Below are 18,040 nucleotides of genomic sequence, written 5' to 3' on the forward strand. Positions count from 1 at the left end.
CACACTCCGGGCGAGGGCAGAGGCAAGCGACGGCGCGCACAGAAGTGCGCCCGCGAAGATGATGCGGAACATTCAATTTTCCTAATGGTTACGGGGTCGAGGCAGCTCGCCGCTTTGCCATACGGGCGGCGAAAACTTAGTCCCGGTCAGCGTGATGAACTGGCCGGGATTTTTTTCAAACGGTTGGAAGCTTTCCGTTTAGCGGCAGAGCAGATCGTTGCCCGTCCCGGCGCAACGGTAGGAGTCCGATCGGACTACACCCCCAAAGCACAAACCGGTCGGGCTCCTTCAATTCTTTTATCCGCTCTCTGGAACTGGAGAGGCGGTAAACTTCGCCCGGTTGGTCTGACATGAGCCAGCTGGGATTTTTTGCCCGACCAGGAACGTGACACCTGACTGAGCCCGAAGCCGAGGTCAGTGGCACGCTTGGCCGACTGGCGGCCTCGAGCCAGTCGGTTTGGGGCCTGCTGCGGTTGCAACGGCGAACGTCAGCCGGCTCCTGGATATTGGCCTTCGAGCTGGCGCGCTGATGTGATCCAGCCGTTACCTTTCCGTAACTCGCGGAAGTCTTCTTCAAGAGCCGTGACGCGCCGGCATCCGACGTCAGACGGAAGTGCGCGACAGCATCACGTGCATTTTTCAGGACGTAGTTCACCGCGTCTGCGATGGCAGTGAAAGGAAGTTTACGGTCTCGTTAGTGATGGGCTGTGCAATGTTCGCTCGCGCACCGTTGCTGCCTGGACGGTCGCAAGCGCCGTGTGCAGCTCCGCTCCGACAACGGCGCCCTCGCCGATCGCAGCGCCCACGCGCTTGACTGACCCGGACCGTACGTCGCCGGCGGCGAATACACCGCGCACGCTGGTTTCCAGCGCCAATGGACGACCGGACCCGGCGTTCGACCGGCCGCTGCTGGGAGGATTGTCCGATCCTGTCGTGATGAAATTCTTGTTGTCCAACGCGATCCCGCTTCCCTTGAGCCAAGCCGTCGCGGGGTCCGCGCCGATGAACAGAAATACGTGACGGATCGCTCTTTCGATTTCCTCGCCGGTCAAATTGTTGCGCCAGCGTACACGTTCCAACTGGCCTTCTCGGCTGCCATAAAGTGCGACCACCTCGGTGTGGGTAAGGATTTCGATACCGTCGATGCTTGCAATGCGGTCGATTAGGTAGCGCGACATAGTTTGGTCGAGACCCGGCCCACGCACGAGCATCCAGATTTTTTTTGCGAAGTTGCGCAGGAACACAGCGGCCTGGCCGGCCGAATTGCCGCCTCCGACCAGAACAACCTCCTCGTCTCGACACAAGCGCGCCTCGATCGGCGAAGCCCAATACCAGACACCGCGCCCCTCGAAAGTCTGCAGGTTCGGCACTTCCAGGCGCCGGTAGCGGGCCCCGGTCGCAACGACTACAGTTGAAGCCTTCACGCGGCGGCTATCCTCCAGAAGCAGCGTGATCGGCGAGTCATTCAAATCGAGCCGTGATACGCCTACCGGTATCATCATTCGCGCACCGAATTTCTGCGCCTGAACAAAGGCGCGGGCGGTAAGCGCCTGGCCGGAAATACCTGCGGGGAAACCCAGGTAGTTCTCGATCCTCGCGCTGGCGCCAGCCTGCCCACCGAAGGCGCGGGCGTCGAACACGACTACCGACAGACCTTCTGATGCGGCATAGACCGCCGTCGAAAGGCCAGCCGGGCCCGCGCCAACGACCGCAACGTCATAGGTTCGGCTCTCATCATCGATTGGCACCATTCCAAGCGCGCGTGCCAGTTCTTCCTCGCTCGGATTTTTCAGGATCATGCCTTTCGGACACACGGCAAGCGGCAGGTCTGCCGGATTTGGAGCGTACTGCAGGACAAGCTTCGCAGCGTCGGGGTCTTTTCCCGGATCGAGCAATTGATGCGGATACGCATTGCGGGCGAGGAAACCTTGCAGGCGCACGACATCAGGATTGGATTCAGGACCGATCAGGACCGGGCCGCCCGTGCCGGCCTCGATTAGTGCGACGCGTCGGAGGATCAGGGCTTGCATGATTCGTTCGCCGAGTTCGGGTTCTTCGATCATCAAGGCCCGCAGCTTCTCCGGTGGGATCAAGAGCGCCTGGACATCGTCGATAGCGTGAACGTCGACGAAGGCAGGTTGGCCTGACAATTGTCCGACTTCAGCGACGAATTCGCCGGGTTCCTGCTCCACGATCGGGGCGCGATGGCCGAGCGGATCGCGCCTGACGACGCGCACTGAGCCCTTGATCAGCACATACATGCCGGGCGCGACGTCTCCCGTTACAAACAGCGCTTCGCCGGCACGGTAGTTCTTGACTGTACCGAAGCGGCGAAGACGATCGATTTCATGGGGCACAAGCCTTGGGAACATTTGTTCGCGGCGGCTATCGATCGTCGACATGAGAAGCTCGCTGTTGGAGGATAATGAGCGTCCTAGTGGGTCATCAGGAGCAGAGTCGGCGCTTCATGCATGAGGCTCTAGGTGACGCCGCCAGTTAGGTCACTTTCGACACGTTGAGATTCAGTCCGACCGCCACCCGGCTCTGCAGCCGGTTGGCCAAGTCCCCCGAGGGCCTCGAGATGGGTTTTGTCGGAGGCGCCGTCGTCCCAGCCATACCGTAACGTCCCTGATCATCGCTCTTTCCTCGCTAGACGAAGGCGCCGCGATATTTTTGCCCTTGGCCCCGTGGGGTTACAGCAGCAGATCAAACAAGCGAAAGCACTTCTGCCAGTGCTCGCTCGACGGATTCTTCAGATTGGGATCGATGATCTTGAAGGCGCGAGCAAGCGCGACGCTCAGACCTCCCGCGATCTCGGGCAGGTGATCCTCGACATCTTCGCCGTAAGCGATGTCAAGGGGCGGCCGCGCGGCAAGGTGGTCGAGGATCGGCCGCAGCTCGATCTCTTCGTCCAGCTTCTCAAATTCATGGAGGCATTCCTGCATGCCTTTGGTGATCGGCAGGTCGAACGGCTCCATGATAACTCGGCCGTTCGCCTTGGTGGCCGCCCGGCCCCGCAACAGGAGGCCGTAGAGTACTTGGTTGATGAAGTCGCTGTAGCGCTTGAGGTCCTGTTTGTCGACGTCGAGGCCGGCGACGATCCGGAAGAATCGTTCGAATTTGGCCACGCTCATGACATGGCTGGTAGGCGGCGGGTTCGATTGCACGGCAGCGATCATGGGCGGCGTCTCCCTCAACCCATGTTGTCGCGCGCCGGCCAGACTGCCCTTGATGGTCGTCAGTTTCGCGCGATTTTCTCGGCTGACGCGGTATCGACGTGAAATTGATTTCCATCAGGGCGCCGTCGTCCATTCATCGAAATCATCGCCTACGCTGGGAGACCGGTCGATGGCTGTTACTGCTATTCACGTTGTTCCGGACGACAATTTCGACGACTGGATCGTTCGTGACGACAATGGGCACGAGCTCGGTCACTATCCAACCAGGGAAGACGCCGAACTTGCGGCGCGACCAATTGCGCGGGAGTTGGAAACCAGGCTCGTCATCCATCTCCCTGACGGGAGACGGAGCTCCACCAATTTTGCGAAGGGATGGCTCGCCAGATTGTTCGGTTCGTGAACTGAAGGCTCAGCCAAGTCGGGTCAGGCCTTGACGCCATCGGCGTGTTGTCGAGCCCACGCCAGCAGGCGAGGCAGCGGCATGGCTCCCGACTGACGGGCGATTTCCCTGCCGTGATGAACAAGCATCAGCGTCGGTATCGCTTGTATGCCAAAGCGCTGTAGCAATTCCGGCGCAGCGTCACCGTTCACCTTGACAAGCCGCATCTCGGGTTCGAGCTGCAGCGTGGCCTTTTCGAACATCGGTGCCATCGCTTTGCACGGTCCGCACCAGGCGGCCCAGAAATCGACCAACAACGGCACATCGCTGTACTTCGCATGCTTGTCGAAGCGCACCGCGCTATCCAGCGCGACCGGCTGGCCTTCATAGAGCGGGCGATGGCAAACTCCACACTTGGCGCCATCGCGAAGCCGCGCTCGCGGCACGCGATTGACCGCATCGCAGTGCGGACAAACGATATGCAGGCTCTTGTCCATATTTTCTCCGTACCGCGTTGACCTCGAAGCATGATGCCCCGACCGTAAGGCGACCTTGATCGGCATCAACTTTGCACTCTATCCGCACCGCCGTGTGGAGATCTGTCCGTTGAGCGGCGCGTATCGGGAAGGGCGAAGATCGACGCGCCCAGTACGGATTTCGGTTCCCTGACACGGCCTGAGACTGTCGCGCGGCGACCAAATCAACCGGTCAGGTCAAGCTAATCTCGCCCGATCTTGACGGCAGTCAACGTGCTGCTGCTTTGCCATCTGTATTGATGCCCGGATAACCCTGCGGCTCGAGTGTCGTGTCATCCAACCGCCAAGGGAATCCGAATCCACAATTTATCGGGAGACAATCATGCATCAGCTCGTTCGAGGAGGCGCGATCGCCGTTGCGATCCTTGGTAGCGTCAGCTTCGCCGTCGCCCAGCGCGCACCCGGCGACCAGTTAACGGTAAATCAGCAACAGGCCGTCAGTCAGGGGCTGGCGTCCTCGCCTTCACAGTCTGCACCATCCGGCGAGCAACCCCAGGTTGGCAACAAACTTCCCGATTCCATGTCAGCACAGTCGATGCCAAGCACCGTTACCAATCAAATTCCCGAGACAAAGAACTTGCTTTTCGTGAAGCTGCCGGACCGGATCGTGCTGATCGATCCCGACAACAAGCTGGTCACCCAGATTGTCATGGATAACACCATGACGGATTCAAGTACCACGGGATCGAATACCGCCGGATCGTCGACAAGTACTCCGGACCGGCCTCCACGGTGACGACCAGTAGCTAAATTGATCTCGGCGGATGAGACCGGCGACACGCCGGGCTTGGCATGGCGCGTTTCCGTGGGCGCAACGGAGGTGATGTAAATGATCAGACCCCGCTTCTCGTGGCCAACGACGGTCTTCTTGACGATCGTCGCTGTCGCTCCGTGGATGGACCGCGCCAATGGACAGGAAATCGGGCTGACGCCACTTGAGACGAACGAGGTTGCGCGGGGTTACCGTGCCGAAGCCATAAAGCTAAAAACCGTCGTCAACGACAAGAAAGAGACGATTGGAAGGATCAATGATTTCATCTTTGGCAAAGACGGCAACATCTATGCCGTCCTTGCTGTCGGTGATTTCACCGGACTTGGCGGCCAACATGTCGCTATTCCTTTTCGGAGCCTTAAACTCGACGATCCCTCCGGCTATGTTGTGTTGCCAGGCGCCAGCCGCAATGTGCTTCAAAAACTGCCGGTTTTCGTCGGTGAACGATAGTTCTTAGTACCCCTCAGGCCGCCTGTTCGTCCTCCGAATCGCGGCCGCCTATCAAGCAATAGACAATGCCGAGGGCGAAGATCGCGGCTGCCAACGCCAGGATGTGTAGCGCATCGGTTTCGGTGAGGTCCAGGATGATGACCTTCCTGCAGATCGCCAATAGCGCGATCATCACGACTGAGCGGATCTGGATGACAGTGTCACGGCGTTCAGCCACAACCAAGAGGGATTTCTTGAACTCTAGAGCGATGACCACTGTAAGGATCATGCCGAATACGGCCTGGAACGCCGAGTAGTCGGATGGGTCGAGACCTCCGGCCAAAACCAGGCCGAACAAGATCTTCAGCGTCAGCGTCCACAATGCGGCGACGACGATGACAGCGATCAACCCCGTTAGGAACATGACGACGATGTGCTCGAAGCGCTGGTAGAGCGACAGCAGCCTGAATTGCTCCCTCGTCTCCCTCAACTCCTGTTTGATCGTCATCTAAGCCTCCAATACGACGCGCCGCGATCTCACGCTTCTACAAGAACTCCCCGACGGACTTTCCTTGCCATGGAATTGACGTGTACGTGGAACCTGCATCACAGCGGGATCGCCAGCCGACTACCAACATCATCAAGGAACGCCTGGCGTTACCCCAGGCGCGCCTCCTCCAGCTAGGAGACAAGCTGGACGCTCGGAGTCAGCCCACGCCGCCAATTTACATCGAGCCGATCTGTGAAAAAGCTGGGCGCCAAGACTGCGACGATCTCGTGCACACAAGGTCCTCAGGAATAGTCTTCGTGGCCGCCGTCCTAGGCCCACCAAGTGGACACTTTTTTTGACAGCCGTCAATGCGTCCACCGTCCCGCTCGGGCTTAATCTGATCGTACGTAAAGTCAGGTTGAGAGAGCATGTCATGGTGAACACCACACTCAGCAGCCCCTCGGACGCGCGGACTGATGTTGCGACAGCAGCGCTCGCTCCGAACTGGTGGCTGTTCCTGTTACGGGGCGTTTTAGGCATCATCTTCGGATGCTTGGCACTGATCTTTCCCGGGCCAACAATGTTATCGCTGGTCCTTTTATTCTCCGCCTACATGCTGGTCGATGGGGTTGCCGGGATCATTTCGGCCGTCCGCGCAATGCGTTACGGTGATCGGTGGGGACTGGTGATCTTGGAAGGGCTAGTTAATGTGGCGGTGGGTGTCGGAGCAGTCCTCTGGCCGGCCCTTACCGTGCTTGCGTTCGTCCTGCTGGTTGCCTCATGGGCCATCGTCACCGGCGTGTTGATGACCGCTGCGGCTTTCCGCCTGAACCTGGAACATGGCCGCTGGTGGCTGGTCTTGGGCGGGGTGCTGTCGCTGGCATATGGTGCGCTGCTTTTCTTCACGCCCTTGATAGGAGCTATCGTCTTGACCTGGTGGATGGGCGCATATGCCCTCGCCTTTGGCATCGCGCTGGTCATATTCTCGTTCCGACTTCGGTCGCGGCAGCACCGAGGAGCTAGTCCCACGGTCGTGGGCACGCCTGCGTGAGTGACCCATAGCGAGGTCGCAGCGAAGCGCCGGTTCCGCGAAATGGAAACCACTGCGATCGATGATGAACTCTTCCTGAGCTAGTCGAAACGGTTCCGGCAAGTAACCCGTGTTGGCGTCCCGCGCCGACAGAAAAACCCAATCTTGCCCAAAACAAGAATCGCTGACTGACCCAATGTTTCGACGATTCTCTTTTCAAGCGGTCGGCAGCCTCTGATCGTTTCCGCTTGAACCTTCTCTACCTGGTTGTACTCGGGGGCAGCGCAATTGCTTATGATTTAGGGTTGCTGACCTCTGAAGATAGGTATCAAATTTGTTCGGGTCATTGCGAAGTAACGCAAGGCACGAGTAATGCCGTGGACCGATCCCCTTTCAGATCCTGACGAGTTGCGGCGATGTATGCGCGACGTTATCGCCCTTTTGACGCTTCCCAAGGCGTTGCGAAACTACGATTTGCGGCGGATCGCGGACAACATCGCCGGCGCATTATTCACGATGCTTGCTGCTGACTTTGTCCTCGTTATCCTCCCGAACCAAGACAACCAACCCACTGAGTTGCTTCGCAGCGATCCTGACTTAGGCTCTGCAAGTCTGGATTATGTAAGGACCATGCTAAAACGTGAATCAGCGATATTTAGCGACAATCAAGGGTTTACCGTCGCCAACGGATCTAGCGGCCATAACCTGCACGTAGCAATCGCACCAGTCGGGCTGCGGGAGAATGCCGTGATCGCTGCCGGCTCCTTTCGCGAAGAGTTTCCAACCAAAACGGAACGGCTGCTGCTAACTACCGGGGCAAATCAGGCGGCAGTCGCTTTCCAGCATTGGTTAGACGACGTGGATAAGAGACGATTCGTCACGTTGGCGCGGCAATCGACCGATTTTATAGGCATTGCTTCGTTGAGCGGTAATATTCAATACGTGAACCCGGCTGGCCTGCAATCAATGGGTCTTGCCACGCTCGACGATGCACTGCGATTTCGCATGCTCGACCTCGTATCGCGGGAAAGCCGGCAGGTCGTGCGGAAAAAGATTTGGCCCCTGGTGCTGCGTACGGGCCGATGGAAAGGAGCACTCGATCTTATCCACTTCGGATCCGGAATTGCCGTCCCCTTCCTTTTGGATTGCTTCAGGATCGACGATCCGCGAACCGAACAACCGATGAGTGTCGCAACCGTTGGCCGCGGTCTTAGCTCGCAGAAGCTTGCCGAGGCAGAACTGCATCACCCTAACGAAACTCTCGAACGACGCATGGAGCAGCGAATAATCGAACTGACCAAGGTAAAGAAAAAACTCGTGACGGAAAACGTCGGACGCGAGCAATCCGATTTCCGCTTCCGGGAATTGCACGATGCGCTTTTTCATAGCGCGCACGTCACAGCAGCCCAGATGGCTGCATCGATTGCCCACGAACTCACACAGCCGCTCACATCCATCATCAACTCGATGAATGCGACACAACGGCTCTTGGCTCGTAAGGACCGCGCCAGCCTCGCGATAGCACGAGACGTTGCCAGAGAAGCGGCTGCCGAGGCGCTCCGAGCAAGCGAAATCATCCGGGGGCTCCGCCAGTTTGTCAGACCAGATGAGAAGGAACGACGAATAGAAGTCTTGTCCTCGATAATTGAGGAAGCCGTCGCCCTTGCGTTGAGCAGTGTCGCTCCGCTCGCGGCAACCCTCAGGATTGTATTAGACGCTAGAGCTACGCACGCATTTGTAAATCGGGTTCAAATCCAACAGGTCCTGATCAATCTCATTCGCAATGCGCTTGAATCGATGGCAGATCAGGAACAGCACGAAATCACTATAGCGACAAAACTGATAGGCGATAGGATGATCGAGGTTACAGTCGCTGACGTCGGCCCCGGAATTAGCGAAGATATGGCCTGCCGGCTTTTCCAGCCGTTCGTTTCAAGCAAGCACAATGGGATGGGACTTGGCCTATCCATTTCACGCTCGATTATCGAGACGCATGGCGGACAGTTGTCGGCAGAGTCAAAAGCAAGCGGCGGCAGCTGCTTCCGCTTCACCCTTCCGACCGATGGTGGTGGGGGCGATGTTAGTTGAACGAACCGTCTACGTTCTGGATGACGACGAAGCCGTGCTTCGTTCACTAGAACGCTTATTGGGTTCAGCCAATTTCGAACCGGTTACCTTCGAGCGAGCCGACGATTTTTTGGCAGCCGCCACGCGGTTCAAACGGGGATGCGTGCTGCTGGACGTCCGTCTGCCAGGCTGGGACGGGCTGCAAGTCCAGGCGCAATTGGCCCGGATGCGGGGTGACCTGCCGGTCATTATCGTCACCGCCCAAGGTGACGTCCAAACGGCAGTCCGAGCGATGAAGGCTGGCGCCAGCGACTTCTTAGAAAAACCATGCAGCGATCATGCGTTGCTTGGGGCGATCGAGGCGACACTCAATCAAGAACACCGGATCGCGCGCAATCGCGATGCCGCCGATGCGGTCCGGCGGGTAGCAAGCCTCAGCGCACGCGAGCGGGACGTTTTTGACGGGTTGATGTCCGGTCGTCCCAACAAGGTAATTGCCTACGAACTCGGCCTCAGTGTACGCACCGTTGAGGTACATCGCGCGCGCATGATGGATCGGCTTGGAGTACGCCAGCTTTCAGAAGCCATCCGGCTCGGCGTCATGGCGAGGCTTGTGACTGGCTGATCCGCAGAAAATTGCGGTATTTGGAGAAGACACAGGTTCGGAGCTCAGGCTGCCACCGCCATCGAGCTTTCGCTCACGCGGTCTTCCAGTGCATTACGGTTCAGGATTTTGATCGTCCGCTTGCCAGCGAAGGTGATGACGCCCCGCTGTTTCAGGTCAGTGAGCGCACGGCAAACTGTTTCCACCGAAATTGCGAGATAGTCGGCGATGTCGTAGCGCGAGACCGGCAATACGACCTGCCCGCCTTTGTCCGAGGCGCGTCCGTCCAGCCACAGCAAAAAGGAGCCGACCTTCTCCTGTGCGGTGACCCGGCCCACGATCAGCAGTTGAGTTTCTGATCGCAGGAGAGATTGGAACGCGACCTCCCGCAGTTCCCGGCCAAATCCAACTTCACGCTCGGCCAGCAGATCAACCCGCGGGCCGGGATAGCTTGCGAGCGCGGTCTCGTCGGCGATCGCCTCGATCGTCGCTTCATTTTGACTGCCCGAAACAAAGAAGAAATCGCGCGGCAGCATCAAGTCCAAGATCTGCCGCCGCCCGTCCGATCGCACGGCACAACGCCGGACCGCGCCAGTAATAACGTAGTACCAATGCCCAGCAGGCCCCGGATCATTGGGAATTTCCTGGCCCCGTCCGCAGATCATAAACTTGGCAAACATATCAAGACGCTTCAGCGCATGCGGTTGCGCCAAAAGCATTCGCCGATAGTACTCTGCCGCATGTGCCCTTGTTTTCATTATCTCACCCTGTTCGATGGACGCAATCCCCAAAAAGGTGAACGGTCGCTGGGCAAGAATGTTCAAAGAAATCTGACGAGTCACGTACCGTAAAAGTACGTAATGCAGCTGTCTCGGAGGGCCTCGACTTGAAGATCAACGACGTCTCCGCGATAGTTGAATGACCGCAACTCAATACGCACCGTTGGTCGACCGGGTGTGGTGCCATCCCGTTTTTACCAGTGACCGTCAAATACACTTCCCGCTGCTTAGACTTCTCAAGGAGGGGTGAAGATGTATCCAACGGGCGCTGTTCGTCCTTGACCGGCAAGGTGTCATTACGTGCAAGTGTTGCTCATCGATCGCGGTCAGTCCTCGCGCCCACCCGGCCGCCGATACCGGCGCGTGATGCGCCTGCAGAAGAGACTGAGCATCATCGATCCTTCGCTAACAAAAGTCCGGCGCGTCGAAGGACGAATTGAAGAACGGAGTTTAACTATCCGGCATAATCGAAACCTCCGCTGGGAAACGTATGCAGACGTGCTCAGGAAGGCGCTCATCGTCGATCAGGGCGTGGGCACCTCATCGACCCAAGATATTCCGAACTTGTCGAGACCCTCGGCCAGGAAATCGCCCAACAGCGGCTCGCCGAGCAGGTAACGCACGGTTTCTCTACGCGGGTGGCGGTATCCGTTCCGTCGTTCAGCTGCCCGGCTACGCAGGTCCTCCCACTCATCGACCGCGCCATCGCCCCGTCCGAGCCACATCAGCGCGACGAGGTCGATCTGTTCGTCCTCGTTCATGGCCCTGATGAAGCTCGACATCTCATCAGCGACAGAGTCGCTGCCATCGTCTTGCAATATGTCGACTTCAGCATCGTCAGAAGGATTCGATCCGGTCTCCTCATCGGCCGGTAAATCCTTGACATCAAACTCTTGCGCTTTTTCAATCAGAAAGCTGACCTTTTCGCGCGAAACGGCTAGTTCGGGCATCGGCTGCTCCTTACCTGCGCGTGTTCCGGTCAACGCGCCAAGCGGCAAGACGATCCGTTGCACCAAGCCGCACAAATCCGCAGCTCGCCGGCTCGCTCGGCTCGATATTCCGACCATCAGCTATTGCGATCGGTTGACCGGATCGGGCAGCTGCCGCAGATGTTTTCGTCGGCTGGGTCGAGTGACTAATCGAAATGGTCGCCAACGGACGCTGTTCGGCAGTCTTACGCGGATTTCGTGCGAGTGTGAAATGGTGAAAATCTCGCAAGGTAAGAGCGGTGGCTGCGTCGCGTTCGGCGCCGGGCCTTAATAGTATCGCGGAATCGGTCCGAGGTGCGGCGTCGGCCGGTCCGAAAGATCGAACATAATCTCGTCGACGTAGCACCAGCCCCATCCCTCCGGCGGATCATAGCCTTCGATGATTGGATGGCCGGTCGCGCGAAAATGTTTGGTCGCATGCCGATTGGGCGATTCATCGCAGCAGCCAACATGCCCGCATCTCCTACAGACGCGCAGATGCACCCATGGAGAACCCATCTTCAGGCATTCCTCACAGCCGAGGGCGCTCGGAACAACGTCGCGGATTGTCGCCAGATGTCGGCAGAGTATCGCCATGCTCGCCTCTCGATCAGAATAGCATATTGGAATGCGCTCCGGGCGAAATTGACACCCGTCAAGACGCAAAACGACAAGTGATCACTGCCGAGCCGCCTCATCGGTGAAGCGTCCCGCTTGAACTGATCAAAAGGGCCGTCCGGATTTTTCTTTCCGAGGGAATGGCGCTCAGGAGCAGCAAATGTCGAACCTCTTAGGAGCTTCTGTCGGTTTGCTCGACCGGATTGCGAAATCTAAACCAGGCTGCCATGCTTTGAGAGGTATCAAAGGCGCCTGCGTCTTTGGCGTCGTTTCCTTGCACGCGTGGAACCCGGCCTTTACGACCACGGCCCCTGCACGGCCTTGGCATTCCAGGGCAAACCTCTGGGCGCATGCTGGATGGTCAACCATTGATCGGTTGTGAAAGCCTCTATCGCCCATCGCCCGTTAAATCTGCCTATTCCCGAGTTCTTCTCGCCGCCGAATGGACAAGTCGGAACGTCGATTACGGGATGGTCATTGAGATGGGCCATGCCTACCTGCATCCGCTGGGCAAAGTGCGCGCCGCGATCGAGATCGCGCGTGAACACGGCACCCGACAACCCGAAGCTCGTGTCGTTGGCGACAGCCAAGGCCTGTTCGGCTCCATCGACGCGGAGAATCGGCGCCACCGGACCGAAGATTTCCTCTTTCGCGAGTTCCATCTCACCGGAGACATTTACGAAAACGTGAGGTGGAAGCACCAATCCTTGCGGTTCGTCTCCAAGTAGTTGCTTGGCGCCCGCTTCGTGCGCGCGCCGAATACGGTCTGTGATCTTATTCAATTGCGCGTCATTGATGATAGGCCCGACCATCGTTTCGCCATCGTCGGGATCGCCGGCCTTGATTGTCCTTACCCGCTCGACAAAGCGATCTACGAAGAGGTGATACACTGCGCTGTCGACGATGATGCGATTGATGGCGATGCAAATCTGTCCTTGGTGCAAGAACTTGCCAAAGACAGCAGCTTCCACCGCCTGGTCCAAGTCCGCATCATCAAGTACAACGAATGGTGCATTGCCACCGAGCTCGAGGTCGACTCGCTTGATGATCGGCGCCTTGGCCGCGCGTTCGGCGATGAAGCGGCCGACCGGTGTCGAGCCCGTAAACGAAATCACGCGTGGAGTCGGATGGCTCACAAATGCTTCGCCGATTTCGCTGCCGCTGGCGACCACGACGCTAAGTAGACCGGGCGGCAGGCCGGCTTCCTCAAAGATTTTGGCGAGCAAAAGTCCACCGGTTACGGGCGTGTCGGTTGCCGGCTTCACCACCACAGCGTTTCCGACCGCCAACGCCGGGGCAACAGTCCTATTGCTCAGATGAAGTGGCCAGTTCCAGGGGCTGATGACACCGACCACGCCGACTGGCTTACGCCGAACCTGATTTTCCTTTCCGGCAATGTCAGACTGAATGATTTGGCTTTCGACCGCACGCGGTACCGAAGCCGCCCATAGCATGACCGCGTGGGTGATTTCCCATTCAAGGTTTGCCTTGAGCCGCGTACTGCCTGATTCCTTGATCAGCCAGTCGACGATCTCTGCTCGCCGTGCGGTCATGACCTCCGCTGCCCGCAACAGCACAATCTCTCGCAAGGCCGGCGCCGATGCGGCCCACGCCGCTTGCGCCTTGGTGGCCGCCGCATAGGCAGCGTCAAGGTCGCTTCGATCGGCATGTGCGATCTCAAGAAGAATCTTGCCGTTATATGGATTCTTATCAACCAACCTGCTCTGGGATTTGCCACGCTTCCACTCGCCTCCAAGCGGCAGCAAGTCGAATCCGTCATATGAAGTCGGTTGGGTAAATTGGATTTTCTGGGAAGCTTGCGCTGTTGGCTCCCGTCGGTCGGCATGGCGTTTAACGGTGCGTGCAATCACGTCTCTACCTCCTTCTCTTGCGAGAATCTTAGCTTCGCGAGATGCCCTGCAATTGGAACACAAGCTAAATTGTCGTCTCTTACCTATTCAGGACTGGATTGTAGTCTGCCTGCCCTTCGCGCGGGGCGCCGCCCAACTCGGACGGCATCACCATTGCCTGGCGACACCGCCCCACCACCTTTGCGCCATTCAATGCTGTGCTTCCGCTTAGCGCCCGTGCGATCATAGATAGTGATGCGATGATCCCTCTTATGCAGGTTCAGCATCATTGGCGTCCGCAGGTTTGCCTAGTCTGCTAAACCAACATCCACTGCTCGATCCTTCTACCGTAGACCCGCTGAATGCTAGGATGCGGAACAGATACCCGCCTTGACTGACGTCAACTTCTGACGCCTTTAGAACGAAAGGGCGCCACAGCATCCCCCAAAGCTATAAGCGAGGGTATCGTTTCAGCCGGCAGGCTTTGGATTGCACCGATGGGAACCCGGCGCTGGCGCTCGAAGAGATAATATGCTGCCGATCGCTCGCACGTCCTGCGTATCGAGGAGATCGTCCGGCGGCTCTCGCATTTGCTCTACGAAATTGACCGACGTCATCGTCGCGGCCGGCAATCTCGTCCATGCAGGCGGATACCACGCAACGAGATAGCCATCATGCTCGATCGTACCCGCAATGCCTCGCTTCCCCAGCACCGCATGATGCATGTCCCCCGCACCATGTTCGCCGCAGCCATCGACCGATTCGGCGGGCCGGAGGTGATCACCGGTCATGCTTTACCAGTGCCGCCGTTGGATGCAGGTGAAGTCATGATCGCCGTCGACACTGCCGGCATCGGCCCGTGGGACGCCGACGTCCGCGATGGGTATTACAAGCCCCGCAAGCCGCATTTTCCGCTGGTGCTCGGCTACGACGGCTCTGGCGTTGTCGTCGCTATCGGATCGCGGGTGCGGCGGCTGAAAGTCGGCGACAACGTTTATTCCTACAATTGGGAAAACCCGAAAGGCGGCTTCTACGCTGAATATGTCGTCGTGCCCGCCGACAAGGTCGCGCCAATCCCAAAGCGGCTTGACTTGCGACACGCCGGCGCGATCCCGATCACGGGACTGACGGCACTCCAAGGGATAGACGACGCACTGAAGCTAAAAAGGGGCGAAACCATCATCATTCACGGTGCTTCGGGCGGTGTCGGGACGCTTGCAGTGCAATTTGCAAGATTTCGCGGCGCCCGAGTGTTCGCAACGGCATCCGGCTTGGAAGGCGTAGAATTGGTGCGGGAGATGGGTGCCCATGTGACTGTCGACGGCAAGCGGGGCGATATCGACGACAAGGCGCGACGCTTCGCTCCCGACGGCGTCGATGCCATACTGGCGCTCGCCGGCGGCGACGCGCTAGAAAAATGCATCAATGTGCTTCGGCCCGGTGGCCGGCTGGCGCATCCGAATGGCATCGAGCCCGCGCCGAAGAAACGCCGGGGTATGGAATGGATCCGCTACGACGGCATCTCCGGCGTTCGCGAGTTTGAACGTCTCAATGCGGCAGTGCAGGCTGCCAAGCTCAAGGTTGTTATCGCGGAATGCTATTCCCTCGCTCACGCACATAAAGCGCACGAGCGACTTTCCGAGGGGAAAGTGGTTGGAAAAATCATCCTATCCGTACACGCCTCCTAATGCCTATCGCTAGGAGGCGCGGCCCAAATTCGCCTGCCAGAAATATTTCACCCACGGCGATTGCACGGCACGAGATTCTCTCAGCGGTTAAGCGAAACGTCAGGATCCCAACCAATTGAAATCGACGAAGCGATTCTATTTCCCGCGGACTACGGTTCACAATTTTGATCGTCCGCTTGCCTGCAAAGATGCTGACACCCCGCTATATCAGATAAGCAAGCACGCACGGCTCACCGTTTCCAACCCGCGAGACGGTACAGCTTGCGAGCGCGGTATCGTCGGCGATTGCCTTGATGGCCGCACAAGATTGGGGCCGATTGAATAGTAAAAACGTCGATCACGCACAATGATCAGCTTCCCTGACCGGCGTTGACCGATCACGCTTGCTGACGTCCACGACACCACGAGATTCTTCATCACGGCTCGACGGCGGGAGCATTATGCCCCTCACGTGGGGCACGCTGCCGATATCAGCGCGTGATGCGCCTGCAGAAGAGGCTGAGCATCATCCACCAATTCTTCGGCTGAAAAAACTCTGGCGAATTGACAACGGTCAGTGCTGCTTCGAGCGCTGGGGATAATCCTCGAAACTCCGATTAACACCTCAGGAGAGAGCCATGGCGGCCTTCCCAGGATTCTATACGCTACCGCAAGCCGGTGCAGGAACAAGGGCCCTGGCAAAGGGCCTCGGACGAGCGACAATGCGACGCTCGTCCGGCTGGATGATCTGGACTGCGCTTGCGATCGTCCTTGCCACTGGTCCGGCGTCACCACAGGCGGGCGTCGCCCTCGTCAAAGTGGATCTTTCGGTGGTGGCGAAGGGCTACCGGATGAGCAAGTTGATCGGCAGCTCCGTCATCAACGATAAGAATGAGAAGATCGGAACGCTGGATGACATCATTGCGGACAAGGACAAAAAGCAGCTCAGCTTTGCTGTGTTGCAGGTCGGCGGCTTTCTAGGCCTGGGTGGACGCCTCGTCGTGGTGCCCTATGAGAGCCTCGTCATCGATGAGCACGGTCAAAAGATCACTCTTCCGGGCGCGTCGAAGGACGAATTGAAGAAACTGTCGGAGTTTAACTATCCGGCATAATCGAAACCGCTGTTCGGAAATGTCGTATGCAGACGTCGTCAGACGATATCCTTGACCGGATGCGCACGCGCGAGGTCACGGGCGTCTTCCATTCACGGAAGGCGCTCGCCGCAGCCGCGGAGGATCTTCTGGTTGCCGGAATAGATCGTGCAGATCTCGATGTCAGCGCCTCGGTCGACGAGGTGGACCGCCGCATGAACTATGTGCCGGTTCCTCCGGCAGACCTTGCAGATATTCCGCTGACCCCACGCCAACCCTTCCTGGAAGAAGACGACGTGCGGGTAACGAAGATGGTCATCGCCAGCGTTGTCGGTTGCGTGGTCGCTACTGGCATGGCGTTTCTTCTCGTCGCTCAAGATATGAGTCCTCTTTCGGTTGGTGCTGTCTCGGTTCTGTGTGGACTGGTTGCAGGTGGCGTTACGTTGCCAATCGTGAATCGCCGCTTTCACCGCGATCGCGTGCGGGGCCTGGAGCCTGCTTCCGAATATCAGGGCCTGTTGATCTGGGTGCGGGTTCGGTCGCCGGAGCAGGAAGCGCAAGCGCAAGAAATCCTGATTCGGCACGGCGGCCAAGCCGTTCACATCCATGAGATCGAACTGACAAAGCGGACGGAGGATCTGCCGCTCCATTCGCTGCGCCCCGATCCATGGCTTGGCGACGAACGGCTAGGGCACCCCTAAACAACCCTCGACAGGAGCGACTGGGGCCGACTTTCGACCAGCGGGCTCGTGCCTCGAGCGTGGGCCACGACCCAGAAAGCTGCGGCGGAAGTTGATGAGCGTCATGGCCAGACATGCATCGCCCCTTAGAATTGGCATGATCGGTAGAATGAGAACCAACTTCACGAATGCACTTTTGTACAGACCAGGAGCCGAGCATGAAATCCGACAGTGAAATAGAGCACGACGTTCGCGAAGAGTTAAAGTGGGATCCCGACCTTGATGCAGAGGATATCGCCATAACAGTGAAGGATGGCGTCGTCACATTGGCCGGGTTCACCAAGAGTTACAGTGACCGGCTGGAAGCCGAGTCCGCGGCGAAGCGCGTCGCGGGTGTGCGCGCCATCGCGAATGACATCGTGGTCCGGCTACCGTCGATCGATCAACGGCCCGATCCGGACATCGCGCGCGATGTGATTGCTAATCTGAAGGAGCAACTACCAATTTCGCACGACAGCATTAAGGTCATTGTCAAGGACGGCTGGTTGACTCTCGAAGGCGAAGTGGAATGGCAATATCAGCGAACCACCGCCGAAAATGCCGCGCGACGCGTAAGAGGGGTTAAAGGCGTGACCAACACCATCTCGGTGAAGCCCAAGGTCGAGGCCGCCGATATTCAACGTAAGATCCTGGACGCGTTCAAGCGGAATGCCGAGGTTGATGCCAATCGCATCACGATCGAAACCCACGGCAGCGAGGTGATCTTAAAAGGCACCGTTCGCTCATGGATTGAACGCCAGGAAGCTGAACGTGTCGCATGGTCTGCGCCGGGCATTACCTTCGTCGATGATCGGATAGTAGTCAGCCCGTAGGAAGGCCGTCCGCTCTTCATGTCTACTCA

General features: G+C 58.2%; 18 protein-coding genes. 10 read left to right on the forward strand and 8 right to left on the reverse strand.

The annotated features are described in order from the left end of the window. Positions 1-683: 683 nt before the first annotated feature. Positions 684-2,402 carry an FAD-dependent oxidoreductase gene (locus tag ACZ5C3_RS23385; protein WP_464044310.1) on the reverse strand — a complete coding sequence of 573 codons (1,719 nt, stop codon included), beginning with the start codon at positions 2,400-2,402 and terminating at the stop codon, positions 684-686. 291 nt (positions 2,403-2,693) lie between these two features. After that, positions 2,694-3,179 carry a DUF1931 family protein gene (locus ACZ5C3_RS23390; protein WP_464044311.1) on the reverse strand — a complete coding sequence of 162 codons (486 nt, stop codon included), beginning with the start codon at positions 3,177-3,179 and terminating at the stop codon, positions 2,694-2,696. Between the two features lie 169 nt (positions 3,180-3,348). Here ACZ5C3_RS23390 and ACZ5C3_RS23395 point away from each other — a divergent pair, with 169 nt between their 5' ends. Then, a complete protein-coding gene (locus ACZ5C3_RS23395) occupies positions 3,349-3,579 on the forward strand; it encodes a DUF2188 domain-containing protein (protein ID WP_464033447.1) in 231 nt (76 codons plus the stop codon). 23 nt (positions 3,580-3,602) lie between these two features. Here ACZ5C3_RS23395 and trxC read toward each other — a convergent pair whose 3' ends face one another. Continuing rightward, complete coding sequence (gene trxC, locus ACZ5C3_RS23400) at positions 3,603-4,055, reverse strand: thioredoxin TrxC (protein ID WP_464033449.1); 453 nt, start codon at positions 4,053-4,055, stop codon at positions 3,603-3,605. 361 nt (positions 4,056-4,416) lie between these two features. On the opposite strand from trxC, the gene ACZ5C3_RS23405 reads away from it, so the two are divergent. Both ACZ5C3_RS23405 and ACZ5C3_RS23410 read left to right on the forward strand, forming a co-directional pair. Further along, positions 4,417-4,830, forward strand: coding sequence for a hypothetical protein (locus tag ACZ5C3_RS23405; protein ID WP_464033450.1), 414 nt, complete (start codon positions 4,417-4,419; stop codon positions 4,828-4,830). A 159-nt stretch (positions 4,831-4,989) separates the two neighbouring features. Next, complete coding sequence (locus ACZ5C3_RS23410; protein ID WP_464033452.1) at positions 4,990-5,316, forward strand: PRC-barrel domain-containing protein; 327 nt, start codon at positions 4,990-4,992, stop codon at positions 5,314-5,316. 13 nt (positions 5,317-5,329) lie between these two features. On the opposite strand, the gene ACZ5C3_RS23415 is transcribed toward ACZ5C3_RS23410, so the two are convergent. Beyond that, complete coding sequence (locus tag ACZ5C3_RS23415) at positions 5,330-5,803, reverse strand: phosphate-starvation-inducible PsiE family protein (protein WP_464033454.1); 474 nt, start codon at positions 5,801-5,803, stop codon at positions 5,330-5,332. A gap of 415 nt (positions 5,804-6,218) precedes the next feature. Here ACZ5C3_RS23415 and ACZ5C3_RS23420 point away from each other — a divergent pair, with 415 nt between their 5' ends. The 3 genes from ACZ5C3_RS23420 to ACZ5C3_RS23430 all read left to right on the forward strand — a co-directional run bounded on the left by ACZ5C3_RS23420 (position 6,219) and on the right by ACZ5C3_RS23430 (position 9,507). Then, entirely contained in the window at positions 6,219-6,836 is a 618-nt protein-coding gene (locus tag ACZ5C3_RS23420; protein ID WP_464044312.1) for an HdeD family acid-resistance protein, read from the forward strand. A gap of 351 nt (positions 6,837-7,187) precedes the next feature. After that, entirely contained in the window at positions 7,188-8,903 is a 1,716-nt protein-coding gene (locus tag ACZ5C3_RS23425) for a PAS domain-containing sensor histidine kinase (protein WP_464033457.1), read from the forward strand. Then, positions 8,893-9,507, forward strand: coding sequence for a response regulator transcription factor (locus ACZ5C3_RS23430; protein WP_464033459.1), 615 nt, complete (start codon positions 8,893-8,895; stop codon positions 9,505-9,507). The genes ACZ5C3_RS23425 and ACZ5C3_RS23430 overlap by 11 nt, the downstream gene beginning before the upstream one ends. Positions 9,508-9,551: 44 nt before the next feature. Here ACZ5C3_RS23430 and ACZ5C3_RS23435 read toward each other — a convergent pair whose 3' ends face one another. From ACZ5C3_RS23435 to ACZ5C3_RS23450, 4 genes are all read right to left on the reverse strand, one after another. Then, a complete protein-coding gene (locus ACZ5C3_RS23435; protein WP_464033461.1) occupies positions 9,552-10,310 on the reverse strand; it encodes a helix-turn-helix domain-containing protein in 759 nt (252 codons plus the stop codon). A gap of 479 nt (positions 10,311-10,789) precedes the next feature. Beyond that, entirely contained in the window at positions 10,790-11,215 is a 426-nt protein-coding gene (locus ACZ5C3_RS23440; RefSeq protein WP_464033463.1) for a DUF3775 domain-containing protein, read from the reverse strand. Positions 11,216-11,521: 306 nt separating this feature from the next. Then, entirely contained in the window at positions 11,522-11,830 is a 309-nt protein-coding gene (locus tag ACZ5C3_RS23445; RefSeq protein ID WP_464033465.1) for a UBP-type zinc finger domain-containing protein, read from the reverse strand. A gap of 317 nt (positions 11,831-12,147) precedes the next feature. Next, positions 12,148-13,617 (reverse strand): aldehyde dehydrogenase family protein, encoded by a 1,470-nt coding sequence (locus ACZ5C3_RS23450; RefSeq protein ID WP_464044313.1) that lies wholly within the window; start codon positions 13,615-13,617, stop codon positions 12,148-12,150. Positions 13,618-14,375: 758 nt separating this feature from the next. On the opposite strand from ACZ5C3_RS23450, the gene ACZ5C3_RS23455 reads away from it, so the two are divergent. The 4 genes from ACZ5C3_RS23455 (at position 14,376) to ACZ5C3_RS23470 (ending at position 18,011) form a co-directional block, all read left to right on the forward strand. Further along, positions 14,376-15,389 carry an NADP-dependent oxidoreductase gene (locus ACZ5C3_RS23455; RefSeq protein WP_464044314.1) on the forward strand — a complete coding sequence of 338 codons (1,014 nt, stop codon included), beginning with the start codon at positions 14,376-14,378 and terminating at the stop codon, positions 15,387-15,389. Between the two features lie 617 nt (positions 15,390-16,006). Next, complete coding sequence (locus ACZ5C3_RS23460) at positions 16,007-16,480, forward strand: PRC-barrel domain-containing protein (protein WP_464033470.1); 474 nt, start codon at positions 16,007-16,009, stop codon at positions 16,478-16,480. 26 nt (positions 16,481-16,506) lie between these two features. Then, on the forward strand, positions 16,507-17,160 hold the full coding sequence (locus ACZ5C3_RS23465; protein WP_464033471.1) for a hypothetical protein: 654 nt from the start codon (positions 16,507-16,509) through the stop codon (positions 17,158-17,160). Between the two features lie 197 nt (positions 17,161-17,357). After that, positions 17,358-18,011: a BON domain-containing protein gene (locus ACZ5C3_RS23470; RefSeq protein ID WP_464033473.1), complete on the forward strand. Its 654-nt coding sequence runs from the start codon at positions 17,358-17,360 to the stop codon at positions 18,009-18,011. Positions 18,012-18,040 lie beyond the last annotated feature (29 nt).

The organism is Afipia dichlorophenoxyacetatis (assembly GCF_055386385.1).

What these genes read in the sequence shown, in the direction of transcription:
- ACZ5C3_RS23385 (WP_464044310.1), bottom strand. Translation starts at nt 2,402, where the DNA reads ATGTCGACGATCGATAGCCGCCGCGAACAAATGTTCCCAAGGCTTGTG.
- ACZ5C3_RS23390 (WP_464044311.1), bottom strand. Translation starts at nt 3,179, where the DNA reads ATGATCGCTGCCGTGCAATCGAACCCGCCGCCTACCAGCCATGTCATG.
- ACZ5C3_RS23395 (WP_464033447.1), top strand. Translation starts at nt 3,349, where the DNA reads ATGGCTGTTACTGCTATTCACGTTGTTCCGGACGACAATTTCGACGAC.
- trxC (WP_464033449.1), bottom strand. Translation starts at nt 4,055, where the DNA reads ATGGACAAGAGCCTGCATATCGTTTGTCCGCACTGCGATGCGGTCAAT.
- ACZ5C3_RS23405 (WP_464033450.1), top strand. Translation starts at nt 4,417, where the DNA reads ATGCATCAGCTCGTTCGAGGAGGCGCGATCGCCGTTGCGATCCTTGGT.
- ACZ5C3_RS23410 (WP_464033452.1), top strand. Translation starts at nt 4,990, where the DNA reads ATGGACCGCGCCAATGGACAGGAAATCGGGCTGACGCCACTTGAGACG.
- ACZ5C3_RS23415 (WP_464033454.1), bottom strand. Translation starts at nt 5,803, where the DNA reads ATGACGATCAAACAGGAGTTGAGGGAGACGAGGGAGCAATTCAGGCTG.
- ACZ5C3_RS23420 (WP_464044312.1), top strand. Translation starts at nt 6,219, where the DNA reads ATGGTGAACACCACACTCAGCAGCCCCTCGGACGCGCGGACTGATGTT.
- ACZ5C3_RS23425 (WP_464033457.1), top strand. Translation starts at nt 7,188, where the DNA reads ATGCCGTGGACCGATCCCCTTTCAGATCCTGACGAGTTGCGGCGATGT.
- ACZ5C3_RS23430 (WP_464033459.1), top strand. Translation starts at nt 8,893, where the DNA reads ATGTTAGTTGAACGAACCGTCTACGTTCTGGATGACGACGAAGCCGTG.
- ACZ5C3_RS23440 (WP_464033463.1), bottom strand. Translation starts at nt 11,215, where the DNA reads ATGCCCGAACTAGCCGTTTCGCGCGAAAAGGTCAGCTTTCTGATTGAA.
- ACZ5C3_RS23445 (WP_464033465.1), bottom strand. Translation starts at nt 11,830, where the DNA reads ATGGCGATACTCTGCCGACATCTGGCGACAATCCGCGACGTTGTTCCG.
- ACZ5C3_RS23455 (WP_464044314.1), top strand. Translation starts at nt 14,376, where the DNA reads ATGCTCGATCGTACCCGCAATGCCTCGCTTCCCCAGCACCGCATGATG.
- ACZ5C3_RS23460 (WP_464033470.1), top strand. Translation starts at nt 16,007, where the DNA reads ATGGCGGCCTTCCCAGGATTCTATACGCTACCGCAAGCCGGTGCAGGA.
- ACZ5C3_RS23465 (WP_464033471.1), top strand. Translation starts at nt 16,507, where the DNA reads ATGCAGACGTCGTCAGACGATATCCTTGACCGGATGCGCACGCGCGAG.
- ACZ5C3_RS23470 (WP_464033473.1), top strand. Translation starts at nt 17,358, where the DNA reads ATGAAATCCGACAGTGAAATAGAGCACGACGTTCGCGAAGAGTTAAAG.